Genomic DNA, 1423 nt, shown 5'->3' on the forward strand with positions numbered 1-1423 from the left:
AGGCAGCTCGCCTTCGAGCTGCTTCAGCCAGTACGCTTCCTGCGTCTTGTACGTGTCTCCTTTTTTAAAGGCCTCCTGCCATACGGCATAGTCTTTATATTGAATGTGAAGCGGCGGAAGCTTCTGATTGGCGTACAGCTTTCCGAATTCCCCAATGAGCGTATTCACTGAAACACCATCAGAAATAATGTGATGCATATCAACCAGTAATAGATGCCGCTCGTCGGATACCTTAACGATCCCCGCTCGGAACAGCGGAGCTTGGCTGAGATCAAACGGCTGGATAAACGCTGCCGCGGCTTCCTGTTCAGTTTGTTCGCCGAGCACAGAGGTGTGGAATGTAAACGGCACTTCGTCATGGATGCGCTGAACCGGCTCGCCGTCTGTGTCCGTTGTAAAGGACGTCCGCAGTGACTCGTGGCGTTCGATCAGTTTTTTGAATACGGCATTCATTCTTGTAAGATCCAGCTTTCCTTCCAGCTCCAAGACTGCCGGCATATTATAGGCTGTGCCTTCATCCTCCAGCTGCTGGAGCACATACATCCGCTTTTGGGCGGAGGAAACCGGGTAGGCCTCGCGTTTTTCAGCCGGCTTAATGGCTTCATACGGACTTTCCGTTCCTTCGCTGATGACAGAAGCCAAACCTTCTACCGTCGGATGGGCAAATACCTCCTTCAGCGGCATCTGGACGCCGAATTCCTTGGCGATCCGGGAGACAAGCGCGGTGGCTTTTAAGGAATGGCCGCCCCGGTCAAAAAAGTTGTCGTGAATGCCGACAGGTCCGCTTTTCAGCACTTCCTCCCACAGCTGGGAAAGCTTCATCTCTGTCAGGTTTCTCGGCGCTGTGTAGGTTTCCCGATCTGCCGCTCCGTCAGGAGCAGGCAGCGCTTTTCGGTCGAGCTTCCCGCTCGGGGTAACCGGCCATTGTTCCATCTCAATGATATGAGCAGGAATCATGTAGCCTGGAAGCAATGTCTCAAGCTGCTTGCGCACTTCGTTTCTTCCGAGCCCTTCTGCATACGCACATAATTCCGTCTCGCCGCTTTCTGTACGAACAGTCACAGCCGCTTCCCGCACGCCTTCTATGCTTCTGAGCGCCGCTTCGATTTCTCCCGGCTCAATCCGGTAGCCGCGGATTTTCACCTGGTCATCCAGACGGCCGAGGAATTCAACCTGTCCGTCAGGCAGCCAGCGCGCCAAATCACCCGTTTTGTACATGCGTTCACCCGGATAAAATGGATCATCAAGAAAACGTTCTTCTGTTAATTCCGGGCGATTCAAGTAGCCTCTGGCGACACCGGCTCCGGCGATATACAATTCTCCCGCTACGCCGACAGGCTGTACGGCTACATGCGGATCTAACACATACAGACGCGCGCCAGGCACAGGTTTTCCGATCGGAAGGCGCAAGCGATCCCTGTCA

1 protein-coding gene is annotated in these 1423 nt (G+C 54.1%); it reads right to left on the bottom strand.

All coding sequences use genetic code 11. From position 1 onward, the window contains the following. Window positions 1–1423 (bottom strand): condensation domain-containing protein (locus tag V6D42_RS20240; protein WP_333514381.1); only part of this gene is annotated, 1423 nt, incomplete at both ends.

The sequence above is a fragment of the Bacillus sp. 0909A genome (assembly GCF_036765115.1).
In the GTDB taxonomy this organism is placed as follows: Bacteria; Bacillota; Bacilli; order Bacillales; family Bacillaceae; genus Bacillus; species Bacillus mojavensis.